The 14,996-nt window shown below is 72.9% G+C and carries 13 protein-coding genes; 7 read left to right on the forward strand and 6 right to left on the reverse strand.

The window, feature by feature from the left end:
- Positions 1-2 precede the first annotated feature (2 nt).
- Positions 3-875, reverse strand: a complete 873-nt coding sequence (locus ACFPOE_RS17540; RefSeq protein ID WP_376851577.1) for an HpcH/HpaI aldolase/citrate lyase family protein — start codon at positions 873-875, stop codon at positions 3-5.
- Between the two features lie 334 nt (positions 876-1,209).
- Here ACFPOE_RS17540 and ACFPOE_RS17545 point away from each other — a divergent pair, with 334 nt between their 5' ends.
- The gene (locus ACFPOE_RS17545) at positions 1,210-2,745 is read left to right on the forward strand and encodes a sensor histidine kinase (RefSeq protein ID WP_376851578.1); all 1,536 of its coding nucleotides are present in this window, start codon (positions 1,210-1,212) and stop codon (positions 2,743-2,745) included.
- Between the two features lie 10 nt (positions 2,746-2,755).
- Entirely contained in the window at positions 2,756-3,721 is a 966-nt protein-coding gene (locus ACFPOE_RS17550) for an acetyltransferase (protein WP_376851579.1), read from the forward strand.
- Between the two features lie 23 nt (positions 3,722-3,744).
- Here ACFPOE_RS17550 and ACFPOE_RS17555 read toward each other — a convergent pair whose 3' ends face one another.
- Complete coding sequence (locus ACFPOE_RS17555; RefSeq protein WP_376851580.1) at positions 3,745-4,365, reverse strand: nitroreductase family protein; 621 nt, start codon at positions 4,363-4,365, stop codon at positions 3,745-3,747.
- Positions 4,366-4,549: 184 nt separating this feature from the next.
- Between ACFPOE_RS17555 and glgP the strand changes: the two genes are divergently transcribed.
- Positions 4,550-6,238, forward strand: a complete 1,689-nt coding sequence (glgP, locus tag ACFPOE_RS17560) for an alpha-glucan family phosphorylase (RefSeq protein ID WP_376851581.1) — start codon at positions 4,550-4,552, stop codon at positions 6,236-6,238.
- Here glgP and ACFPOE_RS17565 read toward each other — a convergent pair.
- From ACFPOE_RS17565 to ACFPOE_RS17575, 3 genes are all read right to left on the reverse strand, one after another.
- Entirely contained in the window at positions 6,235-8,364 is a 2,130-nt protein-coding gene (locus ACFPOE_RS17565; RefSeq protein WP_376851582.1) for a xanthine dehydrogenase family protein molybdopterin-binding subunit, read from the reverse strand. The genes glgP and ACFPOE_RS17565 overlap by 4 nt on opposite strands.
- Positions 8,361-8,837: a (2Fe-2S)-binding protein gene (locus ACFPOE_RS17570; RefSeq protein WP_376851583.1), complete on the reverse strand. Its 477-nt coding sequence runs from the start codon at positions 8,835-8,837 to the stop codon at positions 8,361-8,363. The genes ACFPOE_RS17565 and ACFPOE_RS17570 overlap by 4 nt, the downstream gene beginning before the upstream one ends.
- Positions 8,838-8,933: 96 nt before the next feature.
- On the reverse strand, positions 8,934-9,155 hold the full coding sequence (locus ACFPOE_RS17575) for a DUF2188 domain-containing protein (protein WP_376851584.1): 222 nt from the start codon (positions 9,153-9,155) through the stop codon (positions 8,934-8,936).
- Positions 9,156-9,315: 160 nt separating this feature from the next.
- Between ACFPOE_RS17575 and ACFPOE_RS17580 the strand changes: the two genes are divergently transcribed.
- The 4 genes from ACFPOE_RS17580 to ftsH are packed head-to-tail and all read left to right on the forward strand — an operon-like array spanning position 9,316 to position 13,898.
- Positions 9,316-9,984, forward strand: a complete 669-nt coding sequence (locus ACFPOE_RS17580) for a phosphoribosyltransferase (RefSeq protein ID WP_376851585.1) — start codon at positions 9,316-9,318, stop codon at positions 9,982-9,984.
- A gap of 24 nt (positions 9,985-10,008) precedes the next feature.
- Entirely contained in the window at positions 10,009-10,395 is a 387-nt protein-coding gene (locus tag ACFPOE_RS17585) for a chaperone modulator CbpM (RefSeq protein WP_376851586.1), read from the forward strand.
- Positions 10,396-10,420: 25 nt separating this feature from the next.
- The gene (gene groL / locus ACFPOE_RS17590) at positions 10,421-12,049 is read left to right on the forward strand and encodes a chaperonin GroEL (RefSeq protein ID WP_376851587.1); all 1,629 of its coding nucleotides are present in this window, start codon (positions 10,421-10,423) and stop codon (positions 12,047-12,049) included.
- Positions 12,050-12,059: 10 nt separating this feature from the next.
- A complete protein-coding gene (gene ftsH / locus ACFPOE_RS17595; protein ID WP_376851588.1) occupies positions 12,060-13,898 on the forward strand; it encodes an ATP-dependent zinc metalloprotease FtsH in 1,839 nt (612 codons plus the stop codon).
- 24 nt (positions 13,899-13,922) lie between these two features.
- Here ftsH and ACFPOE_RS17600 read toward each other — a convergent pair whose 3' ends face one another.
- Positions 13,923-14,864, reverse strand: coding sequence for a 1-phosphofructokinase family hexose kinase (locus ACFPOE_RS17600; RefSeq protein ID WP_376851589.1), 942 nt, complete (start codon positions 14,862-14,864; stop codon positions 13,923-13,925).
- Positions 14,865-14,996: the final 132 nt, after the last annotated feature.

Raw genomic sequence — 14,996 nt, forward strand, 5'->3', positions numbered from 1 at the left:
GTTCAGTCGGTGCCCGCCAGGCCGAGGCGGCGGGCCAAAGCGACGATCGCGTGGGCGCGGCGGATGAAGGGCGGGTCGACCATCCGGCCGTCCACCATGAAGGCGCCCTGGCCGCCGGCCTGCGCCTGCGCCGCGGCAGCGACGATGCGCAGCGCCTGCGCGATCTCGGCGTCGCCGGGCCGGAAGGCCTGGTTCGCCAGCGCGACCTGGCTCGGATGGATGCAGCTCTTGCCGGCGAAGCCGAGCCGCCGCGCCAGCTGCGCCTCGGCCAGGTAGCCCTGCGTGTCGGCGACATCGGCAAAGGCGCCGTCGTAGGCGTCGATGCCGGCCTCGGCGGCCGCCATGCGCACCGCGAACAGCACCTGCTGCAGCGCGCCCGGCTCGCGGCGGTCGATGCCGGCCGGCTCGAACAGGTCGCCCAGGCCGACCTGCAGGCCCATCACGCGCGGGTCGGCGCCCGCGAGTTCGGCCGCCAGCCGCAGGGCGCGCGGCGTCTCGATGTTCAGCAACAGCCGCACCGGCGTCGCGACGCCGTTCTCCAGCTCCGCCCGTACGATGGCGGCGCAGGCGGCGCGCACCTGGTCCACGCTGTCTGGCTTGGGCAGGTTCAGCACCTGCAGCCCGGGCCGCACCACCGCGCGCACGTCGTCCTCGAAATGCGGCGTGTGCATCGCGTTGACGCGCACGATTAGGATCTTGCCGCGGCCGGCGGCGGGGTTGGCGCGCAGCCAGGCGCCGACGGCGCCGCGCGCCTCGGCCTTGCGGGCCTCGACCACCGCGTCTTCGAGGTCGATCGAGATGGCGTCGGCCTCGCCGGCCAGCGCCTTGTCGAACAGCTCCGGCCGCGAGCCGGGAACGAACAGTTTGCTTCTCATGGCGTCAGTGTCGGGCAGGAGCTCGGGTTCCGCCGGCTTCCTCAACAGGGATCGATGGTTTCAGGCCCGACAGTGTCTCGCATGTGGAGTTGCAGCAGCGGCGCGCTCCTACGGCCGCGGCGCCGCAACCCCCTAGCGCCGGCCCGCAGCGTCCAACTCCCCTCACTCATCGGTCGGAAAGGCGCGCCCGCTATCGAGCGGCCTCAGAACCTTGGCCGGGGGTGGTGGCAACTACATTCGTTTGCAGCTTGCAGCCCGCTGCTGACCCACAATGAGGCTGGGGGCTCGCTAGCGGTCACGACGTGTCAGCTGCTCGTGCCCGATGGGGAGCGACATGAAGAACAAAGAAGTTCGGACCGATTCCATGTACCGCCTGCTGTGCGACAACATGGCCGAGGGCTTTTGCGTCGTCGAGGTGCTGTTCGACGAGGCGGGAGCACCGCATGACTGCGTGTTGCGCGAGGTGAACGATGCCTTCGAACGGCAGTCCGGCCTGGTGGCCGTCGCCGGCCGGCGCATCAGCGAGATCGCGCCGGAGGCGGCCGCCCAATGGGTCGAGGCCTTCGCAGGCGTGGCACGCAGCGGCCAGGCGCTGCAGATCGAACAGCGCTCGCAGCGCCAGGGCCGCTGGTACGAGGTGCGCGCGTTCCGGTGGGGCGCCGCCAGTGCGAACTGCGTGGGCGTGCTCTTCTCCGACATCACGCAGCGCAAGCTCGACGACCTGATGGCGCAGAGCGTGGTCGAATACGCGATCATCCTGCTCGACCCCGAAGGCCGGGTCCGCACGTGGAACGCCGGGGCGCAGCGCATCAAGGGCTATGCGCCCCAGGACATCATCGGCCGGCACTTCTCGGTCTTCTACAGCGGCGCCGAAGACATCGCCAAGGACCAGCCGCGCAAGGTGCTCGCCCTGGCCGCCGAGGCCGGCCGCTTCGACGACGAGGGCTGGCGGGTGCGGCGCGACGGCTCGCGCTTCTGGGCCAGCGTCGCGCTGACGCCGCTGCGGGACGCGGACGGCCAGCTTCAGGGCTATGCCAAGGTCACGCGCGACCTGTCGGAGCGCAGGCTGGCCGAGGAGGCGCTGCGCGCCCAGGTGCAGGAGCGGATACGGGTGCAGCAGCAGCTGCGCGAGCTCAATGGCCGGCTGGAAGCGGAAGTCGCCGCCCGCACCCAGGAGCTGACCCGCGCGAACGCGCAACTGGTCGAGGCCAAGGAGCGGCTGCAGGAGCTGTCGGCGCGGCTGATCCAGGCCCAGGAAGACGAGCGCGGACGCATCGCCCGCGAGCTGCACGACGACCTCGGGCAACTGCTGACGCTCATGCGGATTCGGCTTGCCGACGCTGCAAAGGAGCATGCCAGCGCCGCGGTGGAGGGCTGCACGGAGCTGGTCAACGAGGCGATCGAGCACACGCGGCGGCTGGCGATGAACCTGCGGCCGTCGGTGCTGGACGACCTGGGGCTGGACGCCGCGCTGGAATGGATGCTGGGGCAGCAGGCCGCCGTCGCCGGCTGGTCGGCCGGCTACCACGGCAGCGTCGGCGAGCAGCGCTTCCCCGACGAGGTGGAAACGGCCTGCTTCCGGATCGCGCAGGAGGCGCTGACCAACGCGGCGCGCTATGCGCGGGCCAGCGAGATCTCGGTGGCGTTGGTGCTGGAGGGCGACCAGCTGTTGCTCTCGGTGGCCGACAACGGGCGCGGCTTCGACGTCGAGCGCTCCCGGGCGCCGGCCGAACGCGCCCGGCACTTCGGCCTGGTGTCGATGCAGGAGCGCGCCAGCCTGGTCGGCGCGACGCTGGCCATCGAGTCGGCGCCGGGACGCGGCACGCGGGTGACGGCGTCGTTCCCGTTGCGCGCCGGTTGGCTGTCCTGAAGCCCGGGCGATGGCCCACTACGACGTGTTCAACGGCGACGCCGACGGCATCTGCGCGCTGCAGCAGCTGCGGCTGGCCGATCCGCGGCCGGGCGTGCTGGTCACCGGCATCAAGCGCGACATCGCGCTGCTGGAGCGGGTGCCGGCGCAGGCGGGCGACTCGGCCACGGTGCTGGACGTCTCGCTGGAGCGCAACCGGACGGCGCTGCTGGAGCTGCTGGCGCGCGGCGTGCGGATCGAGTACTTCGACCACCACTTTGCCGGCGAACTGCCGGCCCATCCGCTGCTGCAACTGCACATCGACACGGCGCCGGGCATGTGCACCAGCGTGCTGGTGGACCGGCAGCTGGCGGGAGCGCACCGGCTGTGGGCGCTGGTCGGCGCCTGGGGCGACAACCTGCCCGCCACCGCGCAGGCGCTGGCACTGGCGGCCGGCCTGCAGCCGGCCGCGCTCGACTCCCTGCGGGTGCTCGGCGAGGCGATCAACTACAACGCCTACGGCGACTGCGAGGCCGACCTGCTGCTGCCGCCGGCGCAGCTGTACCAGCGGATCAGGCCCTACGCGAGCCCGTTGGCGTTCATCGCGCAGGACCCGCTGGCCGGCGCGCTGGCACTGCGCCAGCGCGACGACCTGGCGCACGCGGCGGAGATCGCGCCGCATGCCGTGCTGGCCGGCGGCAGCGTCTACCTGTTGCCCGATGCAGCGTGGAGCCGACGGGTGCAGGGCGCCTTCGCCAACGCGCTCAGCCTGCGCGCACCGCAGGCGGCGCACGCGGTGCTGCGCCCGGCCGGTCCCGGGCTGCTGCTGGCCAGCGTGCGCGCGCCGCTGCGCAGCCCGCAGGGCGCCGATAGCCTGTGCCGCGCCTTCCCCAGCGGCGGAGGCCGGGCCGCAGCGGCGGGCATCGACCGGCTGCCGGCGGCGCAGCTGCAGGAATTCATCGGCGCCTTCGAGCGCGCGTATCCGGCAGCGGCGTGACGCAAGCGTGCGCCGGGCGGCCGTCAGGCGGCCGGGATGCGCGGGCTGGCGTTGCCGATCGCCTGCACCAGCGCGATCCGCTGCCTGGGCGTCAGGCCCAGTGCGCGCACCAGCTGGGAGCGGTTGACCAGGCCGTGCACTTCCGAGGCGAGCCCGGCGTCGCCGCAGTGGCGCGACACGTTCTCCACGATCTGGCCGACGTCGGCGCAGGGGGCGATGCCATGCTCTTCGTCGTTGTCGGCGCAGACCGGGCAGAAGCCGACCGCGTATACCAGGTCGAGCGGCGCATAGCTGCCGGACTGCAGGTGGCCGGCGCAGTGGCGCAGGTCGTGCGGGCTCACCAGCAGCATCTGGTGCTCCTGTGGGTCGTAGCGGTAGGCGCCGTCGGGCAGCAGCACATAGGCCGTCACCTCCTGGCAGATGCCCATCGGCGGCGCGCTCCGGCCCCAGCTGCCGGGACGGCGGGTGCCCCACGCGGCCCACAGCATGTCCGAGACCTCGGCCAGGGGCAGCGGGTCGGTCTCGAAGGCGAGCTGCCCGGGCACGTGCGCCTCGCCCTCGCGCCGGGGGGTGGCTTGCTGACGCGGCGGCGGCAGCTGGATCACCTCGGTCGCGGGCTCGCAGGAATCGGGGGGCAGGGTCATGCGGTGTGGAAGCAACGATGCGAGCCAACTATGGGCGCCGGCGCGGCGTGGCAGGTTGATCTGGCTCAATCCCGCCCTTGCGATGCGGCCTGGGCTTCGCGGCCGGCATTGATGTGGGTCAAGCGCGCCGGCCCGTCCCGTTGCAACATCCGCCCATGCGTTGCTCGAGCGTGAGACCTTGCCGATGAACGACGCGGCCGACCGGCTGCCGCGGGTGGCCTACTTCTCGATGGAAATCGCGCTGGACCCGGCGGTGCCCACCTACAGCGGCGGCCTGGGCGTGCTGGCCGGCGACATGCTGCAGAGCGCCGCCGACCTGGCGGTGGCCCTGATCGGGGTGACGCTGGTCAGCCGGCAGGGCTATTTCCGCCAGGAGATCGCCGGCGGGATGCAGGTCGAGCGGCCCGAGCCGTGGGAACCCGCGCGCTTCGCCGAGCCGGTCGCCGCCAAGGTGCCGCTGGACATGGGCGGGCGCAGGGTGTGGGTCGGCGCCTGGCGCTACCTCGTCACCAGCCGCTCCGACGGCGCGCCGCCGGTGCCGGTGCTGCTGCTGGACACCGACCTGCCCGAGAACGCTCCCGAGGACCGCAGGCTGACGGACTTCCTCTACGGCGGCGACGAGCGCTACCGGCTGCGCCAGGAGATGGTGCTGGGCATCGCGGGCGTGCGCATGCTGGCGGCCCTGGGCGTGCAGGTCACCCGCTACCACCTGAACGAGGGCCATGCCGCCCTGCTGGCGCTGGAGCTGCTGCGCATGCGCTGTGCGGCGGCGCAGTCGCCCGCGGCGCCGGAGGCGCTGGCCGCCGTGCGGCGGCAGTGCGTCTTCACCACCCATACGCCGGTGCCGGCCGGCCATGACCAGTTCGCCTATCCGCTGGCGCTGGCCGAGCTCGGGTCGATGGTGCAGGAGCCGCTGCTGCGCACGCTGGCCGGTGACGAGCGGCTCAACATGACGCGGCTGGCCCTGAGCCTGAGCGGCTGGGTCAACGGCGTCGCCCAGCGGCATGCCGAGACCGCGAGCGGCATGTTTCCCGGCTACACCGTGCATGCCATCGGCAACGGCGTGCATCCGTGGACCTGGGCGTCGGACGCCCACCGGCTGCTGTACGCACGGCACGTGCCGCACTGGTGCCACGAGCCCGAGCGGCTGATGATGGCCAACAGGATCGCCTTGCCGGAGATCGCCGCCGCCCATGCCGCGGCCAAGCGCTTGCTGCTGGAGCGCGCCGCGGAATTTCCGGGCGGGGCGGCACTGCGGCCGGAGCGCTGCACCCTGGGCTTCGCCCGCCGCATGACGGCCTACAAGCGTCCGGAGCTGCTGTTCGCCGACCTGGAGCGGCTGCGCCGGATCGCCGGGCGCTATCCGCTGCAGGTGCTGCTGGCCGGCAAGGCGCACCCGCACGACCTGGAGGGCAAGCGCGAGATCGAGCGGCTGCTCGGCTTCGCGCAGCAACTCGGCGCCGAGCTGCCGGTGGTGTTCCTGCCCGGCTACGGCCTGGAGCTGGCCCGCCTGATGGTGGCCGGCGTGGACGTGTGGCTGAACACGCCGCAGCGGCCGCTGGAGGCCTCCGGCACCAGCGGCATGAAGGCCGCCCTCAATGGCGTGCCCAGCCTGAGCGTGCTGGACGGCTGGTGGATCGAGGGCTGCGCCGAAGGCGTCACCGGCTGGGCGGTCGGCGGGCAGGGTCCGGAGGACAGCGGCGCCGATGCGCTGTCGCTGTACTCAAAGCTGGAGGAGCAGGTGCTGCCGCTGTTCTACCAGCGGCCGGCGCAGTGGACCGAGCTCACGCGCAGCACCATCGCCCACAACGGCTCCTTCTTCAACAGCCACCGCATGGTGCGCAGGTACGTGCTGGAGGCCTACGCGCGCTAGGCCCGGCCGGCCTGCGCCAGCGCCTGCAGCACCCGCTGCGGCGTCAGCGGCAGGCGGGCCATGCGCACGCCGGTGGCGTCGAACAGCGCATTGGCCACCACCGCGCCGGCGGTCGTGATCGACGGCTCGCCGCCGCCTTGCGGGGCCAGCGCGTCGTTCTTCACCAGCACGGCCTCGATGCGCGGCGCGTCGGCGATGCGCGGGATCCGGTAGCTGTCGAAGTTGCGGTCCAGGATCCGGCCGCCCTCGAAGCGCAGTTCCTCGGCCAGCGCGTAGCCCATGCCCATCGCCAGGCCGCCCTCGATCTGCATCCGGGCGCCCGTGGGGTTGACCACGATGCCCATGTCCTGCGCGCACACCATCCGCAGCACCTTCACCGCCCCGCTGGCGCGGTCCACCTTCAGTTCGGCCATGGTGGCGACGCAGCTGCCGGCGTCGACGCTGCAGGCGACGCCGACGCCGCGCCCGCTCGGGCCGGCAGCCGGCTTCCAGCCGAAGGCGTCGGCCGCGGCCTGCAACGTGCTGCGCAGCCGCGGGTCGCTCAGATGGCGCAGCCGGAACGCCACCGGGTCGACGCCGGCGGCGGCGGCCATCGTGTCGATCTGCGACTCGACGGCGAACACGTTCATGTTGGCACCGGGCGCCCGCCAGGGACCGGTGGCGAACGGATGCATGCCGGCGCGGGCCGCTTCCTCGCCCACCGCCGTCCGCCCGACCAGCCGGGTGCGCAGGTTGGGCACGTCGTAGAACAGCGCCGAGCCGCGCTCGCCGGCCGCGTACACCACGCTGTCCCAGAAGGCGATCCGGCCGCCGGCGTCCAGGCCCGAGGCGATCTTCACCACCGCCGCCGGATCGAAGGTGTCGTAGAAGAATTCCTCCTCGCGGCTGAACGCCACCTGCACCGGCTTGCCGGCCAGCTGCGACAGCCGCGCCGCCTCCACCGCCTGCGGCCCGGCGCTCTTGCCGCCGAAGCCGCCGCCGACGTAGGGTGTGATCACCCGCACGTCCTGCGGTCGCAGGCCCAGCGCCTGGGCGACCAGGTCGCGGGTCGGGAAGGGCGTCTGGGTGGATGCCCACAGCGTCGCCTTGCCGCCCCGCACGTCGGCCAGCGCCGCATGCGGCTCGATCGGCGCGTGGGCGACGTAGCCCTTGCGATAGCTCGCCTCGAACACGCGCGCCGCCGCGCCGCGCCCGGCCGCGATGTCGCCCCGGTCGGTGGTGATCCGGCTGTCGGCCGGGGTCGCCAGGATGTGCTCGAAGATGGTGTCGGTGGTCGGCCCGGCAGCGGGCAGCTCCCACTCCGCCTGCAGCTTGCCGAGCGCGAGCGCGGCCAGTTCCGGGTCGGCGTGCAGCACCGCCACCAGGCCGCCGTCTCTCACCAGCCGCGTGCCCGCCACGGCCTCGGCAGCGGCGGTCTGCAGCCGCGCCAGCCTGGCGCCGTGCATGGGCGGGCGCAGCAGCCGCGCGTAGAGCATGCCGGGAAGCCGGATGTCGGCGGCGTAGCGGGCCGCGCCCGTGACCTTGTCCACGCCGTCCAGCCGCTTGGGCGAGCGGCCCATCACGCTGAAGTCGGAGGCCGCGCGCAGCACCGCCTTGTCGTCCACGACCTTGGCGATGCGCGCGCCCTGCGACAGCTGCGCGTAGCTGACCTTGCGGCCGGGATCGCCGGTCACGGAGACAACGCCGTCCTGCACCACCAGCCGGGACCGCGGCACGCCCAGCCGCTGCGCTGCCAGCGCCAGCAGCGTCAGCCGGGCCTGGGCGCCGGCGGCGCGCAGCGCCGGCCCGAACATGCGGGTGGTGAGCGAGCCGAAGGTGCCCATGTCCCACGGGCAGCGGTCGGTGTCGCCCAGCACCATGTCGATCGAGGACAGCGCCACGCCCAGTTCTTCCGCGATCATCTGCGCCTGCGAGGTCAGCACGCCCTGGCCCATCTCGATCTTGCCGGAGAACACCGTGACGCGGCCGTCCTTGCCGATCACCAGGTAGGCATTGAAGTCCTCGGGGTAGGCCGGCCAGCCGCGTTGCGCCGCGGCATGGCGCGGACCCAGCCCCACCAGCATCACGATGCTGCCGCCGGCCAGGGCCAAGAACTCGCGGCGGCGCCACAGCGGCGCGGCGCTCATGACCGGCCTCCGTCCTGGCGGCTGGCGCTCTCCACCGCATCGACGATGCGCTGGTGGGCGCCGCAGCGGCACAGGTTCTGGTCCAGGTGGGCGGCGATCTCGTCGCGCGAGGGCGCGGCATTGGCGTTCAGCAGCGATTGCGCCGCCAGCACCATGCCCGGGGTGCAGTAGCCGCACTGGAATGCGTCGTGCTCGATGAAGGCCTGCTGCAGCGGATGTAGCCTGCCGTCCTGGGCAAGCCCCTCGATCGTGACCACCTCCTTGCCGGCCACCCGGGCCAGCGGCGTGATGCAGGAGCGCACCGCCTTGCCGTCCACCAGCACCGTGCAGGCGCCGCACAGCCCGGCGCCGCAGCCGTGCTTGGCGCCGGTGAGCTGCAAGCTGGTGCGCAGGGCCCACAGCAGCACGGCGCCTTGCTCGGCGTCCAGCGCCGCGGGCCGCCCGTTGAGGCGAAACCGGATGGTGCTCGTCATGGCTCGTTCCTTCCGCGCGGACCGGTCGTCCGTACCGTGAAGCAGACTAGGATGCGGCGCCGGCCGCCGCCTTGACCTGCCGCAAGGGCCGGCCGCCTAGGTGTCGAAGGGATCGTCGCGCCAGGGGAGCGCTCCTCCGCCTTCCGGCGCCCCGACCTGCGCAGCCCATTGCCTGGCCTTGGCGATGCCGATGCGGATCGCCTTCCCCTCGTCGGCGCCTTCCGCCAGGATGGCATTGGCGATGGCGATCGCCTTCTGCCGCGCGAGGGGCGACAGGGCGCGCATCGCGGGTGGGTAGTGCTGGGCAGTCCACGGCATGCCGGTTGACTCTAGCCCCCGCGCTGCCGGCGCGGCTTGCGCCGGATCAAGGGCGACGGGCGAGCCTGGCGGACGCGCCGTGCGGTCCGGTCTTGATGCAACGCAAGGCCTCAGCGTCCGGGCCGGCATACGCTGGCATGCGAGTGCAGGAGCCTTCACCATGAACGAAATGGACCTTCCCTATCGCGACCGCCGCCACGCCGGCCGCGCGCTGGCGCAGCGGCTGGAGCAATACCGCGGGCGTTCCGGCCTGCTGGTGCTGGCGCTGCCGCGCGGTGGCGTGCCGGTGGGCTACGAGGTGGCGCGCGCGCTGGCGGCGCCGCTGGACGTGTGCGTGGTGCGCAAGCTCGGCCATCCCGGCCATGAGGAATACGCCATCGGCGCCATCGCCAGCGGCGGAGTGCGGGTGATGAACCCGCTGCCGGACGACGAGATCGAGCCGGCCGTGCTGGCTGCGCTGATCGCCCGCGAGCAGGACGAGCTGGTGCGGCGCGAACGGCTGTACCGGGGCAACCGCCCGGCGGCGCCGCTGCGCGGGCGCAGTGTGATCGTGGTGGACGACGGGCTGGCCACCGGCGCCAGCATGCGGGTGGCGCTGGAGGCGATCCGCCAGCAGCACCCGGCCCTGCTGGTCGCGGCCGCCCCGGTCGGTTCGCCCCAGAGCTGCGCGCAGCTGGCCGATGTCGCCGACGCGGTGGTCTGCCCGGCCACGCCCAGCCCGTTCCGGGCGGTGGGACTGTGGTACCGGGAATTTGCCCAGGTGGGCGACGACGAGGTCCGCGAGCTGCTGGAGCAGGCCCGGCTGCAGCACGCGCTGGAGATCCATTGAGCCGGCGCGCCCCGGAGAACGACCATGAACCCGTTCAACGACCGGACCTGGATCGATGCGCGAATGCCGCTGCCGCTGACCGAGCTGGCGCAGGCCAGCGGCATCGGCCTGGAAGACCTGGGCGAGCTGGTGGACTACGGCGCGCTGGTGCCGGTGCAACCGGTCCAGCCCGGCCAGCCGCTGTTCAGCGCCGCCTGCATCGGGCCGCTGCGGGAAGCCCGCAGCATGCGGCTGGACTACGACCTGGACCTGTTCACCATGGCGCTGCTGTACCGCCTGCTGGCGCGCATCGACACGCTGGAGCGGCAGGTGCGCTCGCTGCAGGCCCGCACGCCGGCGCACCTGCACGGCGACCACGAGGGTCCGCAGCCCTGGCACGAGCCCCACGCGGGGCGGCGGGACGCAGGCTGAGCGGCCACCACCAGGAGATCTCACCATGACAGCAAGGCAACTCATGTTCGGGCAGGATGCACGCGACCGCCTGCGGCGCGGCGTCGACACCCTGGCGGCGGCGGTGCGCGTGACGCTGGGCCCGCGCGGGCGCACCGTGATCCTGGACCGCGAGTTCGGGCCGCCGCAGATCGTCAATTCCGGCGTGGTGGTGGCGCGCGCGGTGGAGCTGGAGGACCGCTTCGAGAACATGGGCGCGCAGCTGCTGCGCGAGGTGGCGGCGCGCACCAGCGAGATGGCCGGCGACGGCACCACCACTGCCACGGTGCTGGCGCACGGCATGATCCAGGAGGGCCTGAAGTACCTGGCGGCCGGCATGAACCCGATGGACCTCAAGCGCGGCATCGACAGCGCGATCGAGGCGGTGGTGGCCGAGCTGGCCAGGATCGCGCAGCCCTGCAGCACCTCGCGCGAGATCGCGCACGTGGCCGCCATCTCGGCCAACAACGACCGCTCGATCGGCGAGCTGGTGGCCCGGGCGATGGAGAAGGTCGGGCGCGAGGGCGCGGTGTCGATCGAGGACGGCTCCGGCCTGGCCAGCGAGCTGGAGGTGGTGGAGGGCCTGAAGTTCGACCGCGGCTACCTGTCCGCCTATTTCGTCAACAACGCCGAGCGCCAGTCGGCGGTGCTGGAGGATGTCGCCATCCTGCTGTACGACCAGAAGCTCAGCGGCCTGCAGGAGCTGGTGCCGCTGCTGGAGTCGGTGGCCAAGGCCGGCACGCCGCTGCTGGTGATCGCCGAGGATGTGGAGGCCGACGCCCTGGCCACGCTGGTGGTCAACGGCATCCGCGGCGTCATCAAGACCTGCGCCGTGCGGGCGCCGGGCTTTGGCGACCGGCGCAAGGCCACGCTGCAGGACCTGGCGCTGCTCACCGGCGGCCAGGTGATCTCGGCCGAGGCCGGCCTGACGCTGGAGAAGGCCGCCTTCGAGCACCTGGGGCGGGCGCGCCGGGTGGAGGTCGACAAGGACAGCACCACGGTGGTCGGCGGCGCCGGCGATCCCGCGCGCATCAAGGAGCGGATCGCGGCGCTGAAGAAGGAGCGCGAGGGCCTGGCCAGCGAATACGACCGCAAGCAGCTCGACGAACGGATCGCCCGGCTGGCCGGCGGCGTGGCCGTGATCAAGGTCGGCGCCGCCACCGAGACCGAACTGAAGGAACGCAAGCTGCGGGTGGAAGACGCGCTGCATGCGACCCGCGCCGCGGTGGAGGAGGGCATCGTGCCCGGCGGCGGCGTCGCGCTGCTGCGCGCGCGCAGGGTGCTGGCCGGCATCGCGCTGCCCAACATGGACCAGGAGTGCGGCTCCAGGATCGTCGCCCGGGCGCTGGAGGAGCCGTTGCGCCGCATCGTCAGCAACGCCGCCGAGGAGCCGTCGATCGTGCTGGAGCGCGTGCAGGCGGCGGCCGATCCAGGCTACGGCTACAACGCCGCCACCCGCGAGTACGGCGCCATGCTGGAGATGGGCGTGATCGATCCGGCCAAGGTGACGCGGCTGGCGCTGCAAAACGCCGGCTCGATCGCCAGCCTGATCCTGACCGTCGACTGCATGATCGCCGACGCGCCGAAGAAGGAGGCTGCCGGCGCTGGGGCCGGCGAGCCGGCCGCTTCCTACTGACGCAGACCCCATGCCCGCCCCGGCACGCGTCGACGCCGATCCCAAGCTGCAGTGGAATGTCGGCTACTGGGTGGTGGCCGCGCTGCTGCTGCTGTGGCTGCAAGGGCTGTGGCAGGCCTCGCGCACGATCGCGCCGGTGCCGTACAGCGAATTCGAGCAGGCGCTGGCGCAGGGCCGGGTGGCCGAGGTCACGATCGGGGAAACCACCATCTCCGGGCGGCTGAAGGAGCCCGATGCCGGCGGCAAGACGCTGATCGTCGCCAACCGGGTGGAGCCGGCGCTGGCCGAGCGGCTGGCGAAGTACAACGTCCCCTACACCCGCGTGATCGAGAGCACCGTGCTGCGCGAGCTGCTGTCCTGGCTGGGGCCGGCGGCGGTGTTCTTCGGCCTCTGGTACTTCGTGTTCCGGCGGATGGTGGACAGGCAGGGCGGGCCGCTCGGCGGCTTCATGAACATCGGCAAGAGCCGGGCCAAGGTCTATGTCGAGAAGGACACCGGCGTCACCTTCGCCGACGTCGCCGGGGTCGACGAGGCGAAGGCGGAGCTGCAGGAGATCGTCTCCTTCCTGAAGAACCCGGCCGACTACGGCCGGCTCGGCGCCCACATGCCCAAGGGCGTGCTGCTGGTCGGACCGACCGGCACCGGCAAGACCCTGCTGGCCAAGGCCGTTGCCGGCGAGGCCGGCGTGCCCTTCTTCAGCATCTCGGGCAGCGAGTTCGTCGAGATGTTCGTCGGCGTCGGCGCGGCCCGCGTGCGCGACCTGTTCGAGCAGGCGCGGGCCAGGGCGCCGGCCATCATCTTCATCGACGAGCTCGACGCGCTGGGCCGCGTGCGCGGCGCCGGCGGCCTGGTCGGCGGCCACGACGAGCGCGAGCAGACGCTCAACCAGCTGCTGGTGGAACTCGATGGCTTCGACACGTCGGCGGGCGTGGTGCTGCTGGCCGCCACCAACCGTCCCGAGATCCTGGACCCGGCCCTGCTGCGGGCCGGCCGCTTCGACCGCCAGGTGCTGGTGGACCGGCCCGACAAGATCGGCCGGGTGCAGATCCTGCGGGTGCACGTGCGCAAGATCCGGCTGGCCGCCGGCCTGGACCTGGAGCAGGTGGCGGCGTTGACCACCGGCTTCTCGGGCGCCGACCTGGCCAATCTGTGCAACGAGGCGGCGCTGGCCGCCACCCGGCGCGGGGCGCCGGACGTGGCGCTGGTGGACTTCACCGATGCGATCGAGCGCATCGTCGCCGGCCTCGAGAAGAAGAACCGGGTGCTCAACCCGCGCGAGCGCGAGGTGGTGGCGTACCACGAGATGGGCCACGCGCTGGTGGCGCTGTCGCTGCCGGGGACCGACCAGGTGCACAAGGTCTCGATCATTCCGCGCGGTATCGGCGCGCTGGGCTACACCATCCAGCGGCCGACCGAGGACCGCTTCGTGATGACGCGCGAGGAGCTGGAGCGCAAGATCATGGTGCTGCTGGGCGGGCGCGCGGCGGAAAAACTGGTGTTCGGCCAGCTCACCACCGGCGCGGCGGACGACCTGGCCAAGGTCACCGACATCGCGCGCGACATGGTGGCGCGCTACGGAATGGACGAAGGCCTGGGCTACGTGGCCTACGAGGCGCCGCCGCCTCGCTTCCTGGAGCTGCCGGGCGAGCTGCAGCCGGGCGCCCGCATCAGCCCGGCGGTGCAGCAGCGCATCGACGAGGCGGTGCGGGCCATCGTGATGGATGCGTTCGAACGCTCCACCGCCTTGCTGGCGCAGCGGCGCGACGTGCTGGAGCGCTGCGCCAAGGCGCTGCTGGAGCATGAGACGCTGGACGAGGCGGCGCTCAAGGCACTGGTGGCGGCGGCGTGATGCCAAGCGCCGGCGCGCGATGCGTCATTCCAGCGCCCGCACGCGCACCTGCGGCAACAGCCGCGCCACATCGTCCGCCTGGCACAGGGCGGTGCCGCTGGTGAGCAGGGCGGCGGCGGCCGCGGCGCTGCCGCGCGCCAGCGCGTCGCGCAGGCCGGCGCCGCCGGCCAGGCTGGCCACCAGGCCGGCGACGAAGCTGTCGCCGGCGCCGATGGTGCTGGCCACCGGGACCTGCAGCGCCGCCGCCGTCCAGGCCTGCTGCGCACTGACGACCAGCGCGCCCTCGGCGCCCAGCGACAGCGCCACCACCTCGGCCTGTCCCAGCCGCACCAGGGCGCGGCAGGCGGCGAGCTGCTGCGCCGGCGTGTCCAGGGCGGTGCCGGTCAGTTCCCTCAGTTCGCGCAGGCTGGGCTTGACCAGGTAGACGCCGGCCTGCAGCGCCGCCGCCAGTGCCGGGCCCGAGGTGTCGAGCACGAGCCGCACGCCGACGTCGGCCAGCCGCCGCGCCAGCCGGGCGTAGAAATCGGTCGGCGCGCCCGGCGGCAGGCTGCCGCTGGCAACCGCCAGCGCGCCGTCCACGGACTGCGCCGCTGCCGCGTCCAGGCAGGCCTGCCATTCGCGTTCGGCCAGCTGCGGCCCCGGCAGCACGAAGCGGTAGTCCAGCCCGCTGGCCTGCTCGTGGGCCGAGAAGCTCTGGCGGGTCTCGCCGGCGATCGGGATGGCGTGGCTGCGCACCCCCTCGGCCTGCAGCAGCTCGGCCAGCAGGCGGCCGGTGGCTCCGCCGGCTGCATGCAGCGCCAGCGCGTCGATGCCCAGCCGGGTCAGCACGCGGGCCACGTTGATGCCGCCGCCGCCCGGATGCAGCAGCGCCGGCCCGCAGCGCAGCTTGTGCGTGGGTTCCACCCGCGGGGTGCTGGTGTACAGGTCCACCGCCGGGTTGAGCGTGACGGTCAGGATGGCGGGCATGCCGCCATTCTCTGGCGCGCCGCGGCGCCGGGCTTGCGCGAGGTCAAGCAGCCCGGCCGCGGCGGCTTCGCCGCCGTCATTGATCTGCCGCAAGGGCGCCGGCGCCGCTGCGCCCGACACTGAAGCCGCAAC

The organism is Caenimonas terrae, from assembly GCF_042655405.1.
Taxonomy (GTDB): domain Bacteria; phylum Pseudomonadota; class Gammaproteobacteria; order Burkholderiales; family Burkholderiaceae_C; genus Ramlibacter; species Ramlibacter terrae_A.

Excerpts from the sequence above, each read along its gene's own strand:
- ACFPOE_RS17580 (WP_376851585.1), top strand. The coding sequence starts at position 9,316 with ATGAACGAAATGGACCTTCCCTATCGCGACCGCCGCCACGCCGGCCGC.
- ACFPOE_RS17570 (WP_376851583.1), bottom strand. The coding sequence starts at position 8,837 with ATGACGAGCACCATCCGGTTTCGCCTCAACGGGCGGCCCGCGGCGCTG.
- ACFPOE_RS17600 (WP_376851589.1), bottom strand. The coding sequence starts at position 14,864 with ATGCCCGCCATCCTGACCGTCACGCTCAACCCGGCGGTGGACCTGTAC.
- ACFPOE_RS17575 (WP_376851584.1), bottom strand. The coding sequence starts at position 9,155 with ATGCCGTGGACTGCCCAGCACTACCCACCCGCGATGCGCGCCCTGTCG.
- ftsH (WP_376851588.1), top strand. The coding sequence starts at position 12,060 with ATGCCCGCCCCGGCACGCGTCGACGCCGATCCCAAGCTGCAGTGGAAT.
- groL (WP_376851587.1), top strand. The coding sequence starts at position 10,421 with ATGACAGCAAGGCAACTCATGTTCGGGCAGGATGCACGCGACCGCCTG.
- ACFPOE_RS17540 (WP_376851577.1), bottom strand. The coding sequence starts at position 875 with ATGAGAAGCAAACTGTTCGTTCCCGGCTCGCGGCCGGAGCTGTTCGAC.
- ACFPOE_RS17565 (WP_376851582.1), bottom strand. The coding sequence starts at position 8,364 with ATGAGCGCCGCGCCGCTGTGGCGCCGCCGCGAGTTCTTGGCCCTGGCC.
- ACFPOE_RS17550 (WP_376851579.1), top strand. The coding sequence starts at position 2,756 with ATGGCCCACTACGACGTGTTCAACGGCGACGCCGACGGCATCTGCGCG.
- glgP (WP_376851581.1), top strand. The coding sequence starts at position 4,550 with ATGAACGACGCGGCCGACCGGCTGCCGCGGGTGGCCTACTTCTCGATG.
- ACFPOE_RS17585 (WP_376851586.1), top strand. The coding sequence starts at position 10,009 with ATGAACCCGTTCAACGACCGGACCTGGATCGATGCGCGAATGCCGCTG.
- ACFPOE_RS17545 (WP_376851578.1), top strand. The coding sequence starts at position 1,210 with ATGAAGAACAAAGAAGTTCGGACCGATTCCATGTACCGCCTGCTGTGC.
- ACFPOE_RS17555 (WP_376851580.1), bottom strand. The coding sequence starts at position 4,365 with ATGACCCTGCCCCCCGATTCCTGCGAGCCCGCGACCGAGGTGATCCAG.